The 9643-nt window shown below is 33.1% G+C and carries 10 protein-coding genes and 1 rRNA gene; all 11 read right to left on the reverse strand.

The features are described from left to right. Positions 1-466: ribosomal RNA gene (locus tag CUL_RS0114670) — 16S ribosomal RNA — on the reverse strand; the annotation flags it as partial. Between the two features lie 209 nt (positions 467-675). Beyond that, positions 676-1290: a uracil-DNA glycosylase gene (locus tag CUL_RS0114675; RefSeq protein WP_005584695.1), complete on the reverse strand. Its 615-nt coding sequence runs from the start codon at positions 1288-1290 to the stop codon at positions 676-678. Then, on the reverse strand, positions 1259-1828 hold the full coding sequence (locus CUL_RS0114680) for a uracil-DNA glycosylase (protein WP_097677645.1): 570 nt from the start codon (positions 1826-1828) through the stop codon (positions 1259-1261). The genes CUL_RS0114675 and CUL_RS0114680 overlap by 32 nt, the downstream gene beginning before the upstream one ends. A 34-nt stretch (positions 1829-1862) precedes the next feature. Beyond that, entirely contained in the window at positions 1863-3083 is a 1221-nt protein-coding gene (locus tag CUL_RS0114685) for a glycosyltransferase family 4 protein (RefSeq protein WP_025642435.1), read from the reverse strand. Positions 3084-3146: 63 nt separating this feature from the next. Next, positions 3147-4631 carry a lysine--tRNA ligase gene (gene lysS, locus CUL_RS0114690; protein ID WP_025642437.1) on the reverse strand — a complete coding sequence of 495 codons (1485 nt, stop codon included), beginning with the start codon at positions 4629-4631 and terminating at the stop codon, positions 3147-3149. Positions 4632-4649: 18 nt separating this feature from the next. Further along, complete coding sequence (greA, locus tag CUL_RS0114695; protein ID WP_025642439.1) at positions 4650-5126, reverse strand: transcription elongation factor GreA; 477 nt, start codon at positions 5124-5126, stop codon at positions 4650-4652. Positions 5127-5245: 119 nt separating this feature from the next. Next, on the reverse strand, positions 5246-6073 hold the full coding sequence (locus CUL_RS0114700; protein WP_157752677.1) for a hypothetical protein: 828 nt from the start codon (positions 6071-6073) through the stop codon (positions 5246-5248). 168 nt (positions 6074-6241) lie between these two features. Continuing rightward, positions 6242-7282, reverse strand: coding sequence for a tRNA dihydrouridine synthase DusB (gene dusB, locus CUL_RS0114705; RefSeq protein WP_236616485.1), 1041 nt, complete (start codon positions 7280-7282; stop codon positions 6242-6244). Beyond that, positions 7266-8048 (reverse strand): type III pantothenate kinase, encoded by a 783-nt coding sequence (locus CUL_RS0114710; protein ID WP_456243149.1) that lies wholly within the window; start codon positions 8046-8048, stop codon positions 7266-7268. The genes dusB and CUL_RS0114710 overlap by 17 nt, the downstream gene beginning before the upstream one ends. A gap of 7 nt (positions 8049-8055) precedes the next feature. Beyond that, a complete protein-coding gene (locus tag CUL_RS0114715) occupies positions 8056-8808 on the reverse strand; it encodes an ECF transporter S component (protein WP_005583045.1) in 753 nt (250 codons plus the stop codon). A 212-nt stretch (positions 8809-9020) separates the two neighbouring features. After that, positions 9021-9643 (reverse strand): sodium ion-translocating decarboxylase subunit beta (locus CUL_RS17600; protein WP_035143328.1); only part of this gene is annotated, 623 nt, incomplete at its 5' end.

Here is a 9643-nt window from a genome sequence, read left to right on the forward strand (position 1 = left end):
TCGTCCCATAGGACAGAGCCTTTACGACCCGAAGGCCTTCATCGCTCACGCGGCGTCGCTGCATCAGAGTTCCCTCCATTGTGCAATATTCCCCACTGCTGCCTCCCGTAGGAGTCTGGACCGTGTCTCAGTTCCAGTGTGGCCGGTCACTCTCTCAAGCCGGCTACCCATCGTTGCCTTGGTGAGCTTTTAACTCACCAACTAGCTAATGGGACGCGAGGCCATCTTCCACCGCTAACGCTTTAACTTAAATATCATGCGATTGCTAAGTTTCATAGGGTATTAATCCCGGTTTCCCGAGGCTATCCCCTTGTGGAAGGCAGGTTCCTCACGCGTTACTCACCCATCCGCCGCTAAGAAGTTTATCATTCCACCCGAAGGCTTCATGATAAATTCTTCGCTCGACTTGCATGTGTTAGGCACGCCGCCAGCGTTCGTCCTGAGCCAGGATCAAACTCTCATTTGAAAAGTTTGCCTGTTAAAATATTTCTTACTCAAAGTACTTCACACTATTTAGTTAAAAGGTTCTGTTTTTTTGTCAACCTCTTTACTATAACAAACATTTAAGCTTATGTCAATAGTTTTTTGAATTTGTTTTTTTAATTTTTTAACTTAAATATTTGAAGCCGACAAGTAAATATATTATACCTTTTTTATAAGAATGTCAACCCTTTTCTAAAGATTTTTTATCTCTTTCTTCAATTTTATTAAATCTTCCATATATGTATCCTTTAATTCTCTTCTATATATTACTGCTGCTGGATGATATAAGGGGAAGACTTTATAGTTTATATTTTGTATTTCTATTTCCATTGGTTTACCATGAACTTCTCCTATTTTTAGATCATCTTCAAATATGGTTTTCAAAGGTACATTACCCAGAGTAGCTATTATTTTAGGATTTATTATATTTATCTCTCTATAGATATATGGTCTAAAAGCATCTATCTCTTTATTTGTAGGTGTCCTATTGGATAATCTTTTAGTCTTAAGGTTTGTTTTAGTAGGCCTATATTTTACAGAATTTGTTATATACACGTTTTCTCTCTTAATATTTAGAACTTCTAAGAATTCTTCAAAATGCTTTCCTGCTTGACCTACAAAAGGTTTCCTCAATTCAATTTCTTTTGCACCAGGGGCCTCTCCTAGAAGCATAATTACACTATTTAAATTTCCATATCCCTTAATTATTATTTCTTCAGGATACTTTTCCATTATCTCTTTGTTTAATTCTTTCATTCTTTCTTCTTTCACTCTATCACCCTTCCATTTTTCCATCTGCTTCTTCATATCTTTTCCTTATATTTTTAAAGTCTTCCCAAGCTTCACCCTTTTTACTCTGATCCCGTAAAAGAGCAGCCGGATGATACGTAGCTATTATAGAATATTTCCCCCTGTCGAACCAAATACCTCTTTCCTTAGTAATTCTAAAATCCTTATCTATTATATTTCTTGCTGCTACTGCTCCTAAACACACTATAATATTTGGATCAATTATCTTCACTTGCCATCTTAAATATTCAATACAAATATTACTTTCTTCTTCTAAAGGATTTCTATTGTTTGGTGGTCTGCATTTTACAATATTAGCAATATAAATATCTTCTCTTTTTAACCCTATAGCCTCTATCATCTTGTCAAGAAGTTGCCCTGCCTTTCCTACAAAAGGTCTCCCCATCTTGTCCTCATAAAATCCAGGACCTTCTCCTATAAAAATCATCTTTGCTTTTGGATTTCCTTCTCCAAAGACCACATTTGTTCTAGTCTTCGATAAACCACATCTATGACATCTGCTTACTATAAGTTGAAGTTCATCCAAGGTATACATAAGTATCCCTCCTACCGCTTTAATTTTTAATATATCAAAAATATTCTTCAATTCGATTATAGATATTAATCCATGAAAGCTGGCTTATTCGATTTTTTACATTGTCATTCCATATATAACCTTCTTTTAGCCTATAAATCTGTTTTTCTATTGCTTTTTTTAATCTTTCTTCATATAGGGGTATTTCATCTTTTAAAGGCAGGTCTACATTGTCTAGTTTAGGCAATTCTACATATTCAATAATTCCACTATTATTTATCTTATCTCCCAAGAAACTTTTTAAACCACCAATTGAACTAGCAACTACCATTAGGCCAGTGGCCAAAGCTTCTATAGTTACTAGGGATAGTCCTTCATAAAAAGATGGCATTATGAAAATATGGCTATTTCTAAATACTTTTCCTAATTTTTTTTGAGATAATTCTCCTAAAAAATTAACCTTTAACCTACTATTATATCCTGCTTCCTTAATGGTCTTCTCCTCAAACCCTATTCCAGCCCCTGCAATGGAAAGTTCTATTTCATCTTCTTTCATATTTAACATATTATATGCCCTTATTAAAGACATAACTCCTTTTGCATAGCTTAATTTCCCAGCATAAATAAGTTTAACTACATGTCCAGGGAGCTTATTGTCTGGAGGATAAAACTTTTCTTCATCAAAACCTCCCCCTATGGTTATGATTTTATCTTTAGGAATGGAATAAAGATTATTTATTATTTTTCCTTGTTCCTGATTAAGGGATAAAACTAAATCTATTTCTTTACACCCTTTAACTACATAATGTCTATATCTTGGATTTTTTTGGAATTGTCTTATATCAGTTCCATGACATATAGCTATTACTCGTATGTCTTTGATTACCATTCTTATCAAAGATGTCAATATCCATAAATGATGAGTGATTATTACATCTGGTTTAAATTCATCTACTGCTCTTAATACAGCTTCTTTAAATCCTTCCTTCCATTTGGTCAACATCTCATTTGACATGTCCGAATAATTGATAGTATTGTAGGGCATTGTATCACTCATACCTACTATAGGAAAAGGAATTTTGGTAGTATTGAACATTACAGGATAAAAATTTTCTTCTGATATTTCTAATTGAATATTTCTTTCTGTTTCATATAAGGCAGCTACCAATCCTTGAGTATATCCTTTTTTATTTCCCTCTATAATTAATTGATTCAAATATGTTCCGCTACCGGTTTTCCCCGGATATTGGGATATAATGTGGAGTATTTTTTTCATAAGATCACCCTATTCTTAAATTATATAAATAATGAGTCAAAGGGCTACCCTTTGACTCATTATTTATTCATCTTCGTCTATTGGTTTCATAGTTGGGAATAATATTACATCTCTTATACTTGGTTGATTAGTTAATAAAACAATAAGTCTGTCTATTCCTATTCCTAGTCCTCCAGTAGGGGGAAGTCCTACTTCTAAGGCATTTACAAAATCCATATCCATCATATGAGCTTCTGCGTCTCCTGCCTCTCTCTGTTTTGCCTGTTCTGAAAATCTTTCTTTTTGATCTATTGGATCGTTTAATTCACTGAAAGCATTTGCTATTTCCCAAGTATTTATAAAAGCTTCAAACCTATTGGTTAACCTTGGGTCATCAGGGTTCCTTTTTGCTAAAGGTGATACTTCTACAGGATGATGAGTAATAAAGGTGGGCTGGACTAAATGTTGCTCGCAGAATCCCTCAAACATTTCACTAATTATATGGCCCCTCTTCATATTGGAATCGACTTCTAATCCTTTTGATTTTGCAACTTCAATGGCTTCTTGGTCTGAATCAATGGTATTAAAATCTACTCCTACATATTCTTTTATAGCATCTATCATAGTTAACCTTCTCCAAGGTGGTGTTAAATCTATTTCTGTCCCCTGATAATTAACCTTTGTACTACCTAAGGCTTTTTCTGCTACATAAGCTATCAATTCTTCTGTAAGTCTCATCATCTCTTCATAATCTACATAAGCTTGATATAGTTCAATATTTGTAAACTCTGGATTATGTTTATAGCTCATTCCTTCGTTTCTAAACATTCTTCCCATTTCATATACCTTTTCAAATCCCCCAACTATAAGTCTTTTTAGATATAATTCATTGGCGATTCTTAAGTACATGTCTATATCTAAAGTATTATGGTGAGTTATAAAAGGTCTTGCATTTGCTCCTCCAGCAATAGTATTTAAAATAGGAGTATCTACTTCTAAAAAACCCCTTTCATCTAGATACTCTCTTACAGCCTTAATTATCTTGGACCTTAAAACGAAAGTTTCCTTCACTTCAGGATTTACTATTAAATCTACATACCTTTGTCTATATCTCAAATCCTGATCTTTCAATCCATGGAACTTTTCTGGTAAAATCTGTAATGATTTTGTCAATAAGGTAATTTCTTTAGCTCTTATGGAAATTTCCCCGGTTTTAGTTTTAAATACCTCTCCTTTAACTCCAATAATATCTCCTAAATCTAAAAGGTTTAATTTCTTATAAGTTTCTTCTCCTACAGCATCCATTTTAATGAATATCTGTATTCTACCTTTACTGTCCTGTAAATCCATAAAACTAACCTTACCATGTCCTCTTCGAGACATAATTCTACCTGCAACTGAAACTGTTTCCTCTTCTAATTCATCAAAGTTATCCTTAATAGTGCTACTATGATGAGTATAATCATATTTTTCTATAAGAAAAGGATTCTCTCCCATCTGGATTAATTCTTTCAGCTTATCCCTTCTTATCTTGAGCATTTCATTAATATTATCTTCCGTTCCTGCCATATATAATATAACCTCCTCTTATCTAGTAATACTTAAAATTTGATACTTAATAAGTCCATCAGGTACATGTACTTCTACTATCTCTTCTTTCTTTCTACCTAATAAAGCCCTTCCAACTGGAGATTCATTCGATATTTTCCCTTCATAAGGGTCTGCTTCTGCCGAGCCCACTATGGTATATTCCATTTCTTCATCGTATTCTAAATCTTTGACTATAACTTTTGAACCTATACTTACTATATCAGTAGAAATATCTTCATCATCTATTAGTTTAGCATTTCTTAGTATCATTTCCAACTTTGCTATTCTCTCTTCTAACTGTCCTTGTTCATTCTTTGCCTGATCATACTCAGAATTTTCGCTTATATCTCCAAAAGCCAAAGCTTGTTTTATTCTGTCGGCAATCTCTCTCCTCTTGACTGATTTTAATTCATCTAATTCATTTTCAAGCTTTTTCAACCCTTCTAATGTTAAGAACACATCCCTTTCAGCCATACAATTCTCTCCTTCTATTAAATATTTTGGCCTACACGCCCTTTAAAACGGAAAATTTTAATAATTACTACCTATATATGCAGAATATTATAATCAAGGGAAGGATTGTTGTCAAGTACTTAGAGCTTCCCTTTAATTCTTATTTGGTAATCTAAAAAACTCTCAATATTATAAAATTCTCCTCCAATGGATAAACCTGCAAAATCCTTAGGTTCCAGTCGATTAAATTGTTCATAGAAATAAGAAGGTATTAAGACGTTTATAAATTTGTTTTTCTTTATATCCAAGTAATCTATTTTGAACATAAAATCTTCAATGATAATTGTCCCTCTGCTTTCATTGGCTTGGTTCCTTATCCCTTTGCTAATACTAAAATCGAATATTATGGCTTTTTGTCTTAGTTTATTTACATTTAAATAGTAATTATCTTTAAGATTAATGATTATAGAGTAATTTGTCAAGATTTTATCTACTTTTTTAGAGTAAAAAATGGATAACCCAGTTTTCTCCATTATATATTCAGATATATCCCCTATTATGTCTCCATAATCTCCAGCTAAGGTTATAAATCTCACTTCTTTATATAGGGCCTCTATTATTTGTTTAGTTAATATTTCATCTTCCCCTATAATTAAAACTTCTTTTTCCTTTAAATTCTCATTTAAGCCTTTACAGATCTCTTTTAAAACTAAGGGTAAAAAAAATGTAAGAACTTTTATTCCGTTGATTATTTTTAGACCCGTTCTTTTTTCAATTAGTTTTACATCATCTTTATTCAACAAACTCAAGTTTTCCATTATTAGGCTATTAGTATTTTCATTTTTAAATTCCTCTATGGCTAAAACAAACTCTTCTACCATTCCTTTTTTCCCCATATTTAAGCTATTAAGAAAAACTCCCCCCACTCTACCTATTATATTTCCATCATTATTCCGTATATGTTCCAAAATTTTTACTCTCGTAGTAGGAATACATTTCTTTGGAACAATTCTCATTAAGCCACTATAAAAGTGAGCGAAATAAGTTTTCTCTCCGATTATATAAAGAAAGCCAATAATAATTCCTCCTTTACCCATATTGTAATGTATTATATGAATATTTAAGGAGAAGTATAACTAGTTAATGATAATGGCATCCAATTCTAATAAATAGTCAAATAGTATTTCTTTCATTTTTTCTTTATTATCAACGGTGTTTATTTGATTTTTTACCCTATTGGAATTCTTAATACCTTTTAAATACCAAGATATATGCTTTCTCATCTCTTTTACTCCAACTTTTTCACCCTTTATACTACATAATAGTTCTAAATGTCTTATTGCCATATTGATTATTTCTTTATAAGATGGTTTAATATCCTCTTTTCCCTCTATTACAAGTTTTATTCTATTGAATATCCAGGGGTTTCCTATTGCACCTCTTCCAATGGCCACTCCATCACACCCAGTAAACTCCATCATATTTATTGCATCTATGGGCCCAAATATATCCCCATTGCCTATAACGGGAATATCTATGGATTTCTTCATTCTTTTAATGAAATCCCAATCGGCTTTTCCAGAATAAAACATATCCCTAGTTCTAGGGTGAATGGTTAAGGCCGATATCCCCTCCTCTTCAGCTATTTTACCAACTTTAATACCGTTTATATTGTTATGATCCCATCCCATTCTAATCTTCAATGTTACTGGTTTATTTGACACTTTTACTATTTCTTTCAGTATTTTTCTAATTAATAATGGATTTTTAAGCAAGGCAGCCCCATCTCCATTTTTAACAATTTTAGGTGCAGGGCATCCCATATTTATATCTATAATACCTATATCCTTTCGAGGATTGATATACTTTTCAATAACTTTTCCCATTATATAAGGATCTGATCCGAAAATTTGCAAAGCAACAGGCCTTTCTTTAGGTCCTACATCTGTCAAACTTTCTGTTTTCTTATCCTCATAATATAATCCTTTGCTACTTACCATTTCAGAAACCACTAATCCAGCTCCCATTTCCTTACAAATAATCCTATAAGCTTTATCAGTAATCCCTGCCATTGGTGCCAAGACCATATTATTTTCTAATTCAAGATTTCCAATCTTCATGGTCATCACCTTTATAATTATTAAAAAAGTAGCCTTAAGGCTACTTATTTCTTCCATATATTATACGCAATCCTTCAAGGGTTAACAGCTTATCAATCTTATTAATATATTTACTTTCGCTAGCAATTAGGGAAGAAAATCCTCCTGTACCTACTACAGTTTTAACTTCTCCTTCCTCCCTCAGTTCTTCTATCATTCTTTCAATAATATAATCTACCAATCCAATATAGCCATAGACTAAACCAGACTGAATACTGTTTATGGTGTTTTTTGCTATTACAAATTTAGGTTTGGATATTTCTACTTTAGGAAGCTTAGCCGTTCTAAGGAATAAAGCTTCACTAGAAATTTTGATTCCAGGAGTTATTGCACCACCTAAATACTCGCCATCTTTTGAAATAGCGCAGAAAGTTATGGCTGTGCCAAAATCAACTATTATTAAAGGTCCCCCATATTTTTCGTAGCCAGCTACTGCATTCACAATTCTATCTGCACCCACTTCTCTTGGATTATCATATTTTATATTCATCCCAGTCTTAACCCCAGGACCTACAATTATTGGTTCACTATTAAAATATTTTATACTCATGGCAGACAATGTATGCATCAATGTAGGCACTACTGATGAAATGATCACATCCTCTACGTCCCTAGGACAAAGGCCATGATATTTAAATATCTGTTCGAATAATAAACCATATTCATCTGAAGTCTTGTCTTTGTAGGTAGCAATTCGCCAATCGTATAATAATTTATCATCTTTATATACTCCAAGCACTATATTAGTATTACCTACATCAACTACTAACAACATTCTTACCACATCCAATCTATTTCTTTCTATTCAATGCAGCTACAACGTTGGTAACTACTATTATCCCAATAATTATCTCGGGTATACCATTAGCTACTCCAATTCCAAATATGACCTTCCTGGCCATTTCAGCATTCTGCCCTAATTTTTCAACAAATTGTTCTCCATAGATAAAGTATATGGCTGAAAGTACTCCTACCGTATTAGTCAAAGTACCTAATGCGGCAGATATTACAATGTCGATTGCCTTGTTCTCCATCTTCTTATGTCCATAGATGCCTATTGTTATAGTCAATATTATCAATATAATATTCACCAATATAGCCCACAAGCTAGTAAAATCTTTGATGCTAATATATAATCCATAAATCAAATAGGAAAACATGACCACCCAAATTATATTTAATATCCATATAGATTTCTTAGTTCCTAAATTTTTAGAAAACCTATAACCGTAGTAAGCCACTATCCCTATTAATATTCTAGGTAGTACTGATACTATTGGATTCAAAAATACAAAGGAAACTGGAGTTGGATTGGTCACAGCTTGAAAAATGCTAAACAATCCAAATATCAATCCTATTAATCCTCCCACTAAAGGCCCTTCCATAATAGCCCCAATAATTACAGGTATATGCATTATAGTTGCTCTAGTGGGCCCTACTGGAATAAAACCTAAAGGTGTCATGCCTAACACTATAGAAATACCACCTAATAAACCTACAATCGTCATCTTTCTTGTAGACAATGCTTTTGCATTTTTTTTCATATTCATCCCTCCGCTCTAGTTCCTTTCGGATACCAGTCGATATTATAAAATCATTTACCTTGTCTTTTAAGTCCAGCTCTTAAAAAGATACTGGCAAGGTACAAGTTTATTATAGTTTTTCCAATATGTATTTTCAACCTTTTTTTATATTTAGCCTGAAAATTGGACGAAATTCAAAATAAACCGTGGCAGAAACCTGCCACGTTTTATGTCTATCCTCCAAAGAACATCAATAATAGTCCTGCTGCTACTGCTGAACCAATAACTCCTGCTACATTTGGTCCCATAGCGTGCATTAGTAAAAAGTTTCTTGGGTTGGCTTCTTGCCCAACTTTTTGGGCAACTCTTGCTGCCATTGGTACTGCCGATACTCCTGCTGCTCCAATTAACGGATTTACTTTTCCTCCAGTTGCTTTACACATTATTTTTCCGAATATTACTCCTGCTGCGGTTCCTATGGAGAAAGCTATTAGTCCTAATATTATTATCTTTATTGTTCCCCATTGGATAAAGATTTCTGCGTTGGCTGTAGCTCCTACTGTTAATCCTAGAAATACTGTTACTATATTCATTAACTCATTTTGTACTGTTTTAGATAATCTCTCTACTACCCCTGATTCCCTCATTAGATTACCTAACATTAACATTCCTACTAATGGCCCTGCTGAAGGTAATATCAATGTTACAACTACTGCAATCATTATGGGAAATATTATCTTTTCTTTTTTAGATACGGGGCGTAGTTGTTCCATTACTATTTTTCTTTCTTCTTCTGTGGTCAATGCTTTCATTATCGGTGGTTGTATTATTGGTACTAATGCCATGTAGGAGTAAG

The organism is [Clostridium] ultunense DSM 10521 (assembly GCF_000511955.1).
Taxonomy (GTDB): domain Bacteria; phylum Bacillota; class Clostridia; order Tissierellales; family Tepidimicrobiaceae; genus Schnuerera; species Schnuerera ultunensis.

Coding starts and splice junctions, on each gene's coding strand:
- CUL_RS0114675 (WP_005584695.1), bottom strand. CDS start 1,290: ATGAAGAAGCAGATGGAAAAATGGAAGGGTGATAGAGTGAAAGAAGAA.
- CUL_RS0114680 (WP_097677645.1), bottom strand. CDS start 1,828: ATGTATACCTTGGATGAACTTCAACTTATAGTAAGCAGATGTCATAGA.
- CUL_RS0114685 (WP_025642435.1), bottom strand. CDS start 3,083: ATGAAAAAAATACTCCACATTATATCCCAATATCCGGGGAAAACCGGT.
- lysS (WP_025642437.1), bottom strand. CDS start 4,631: ATGGCAGGAACGGAAGATAATATTAATGAAATGCTCAAGATAAGAAGG.
- greA (WP_025642439.1), bottom strand. CDS start 5,126: ATGGCTGAAAGGGATGTGTTCTTAACATTAGAAGGGTTGAAAAAGCTT.
- dusB (WP_236616485.1), bottom strand. CDS start 7,282: ATGGAAGAAATAAGTAGCCTTAAGGCTACTTTTTTAATAATTATAAAG.
- CUL_RS0114715 (WP_005583045.1), bottom strand. CDS start 8,808: ATGAAAAAAAATGCAAAAGCATTGTCTACAAGAAAGATGACGATTGTA.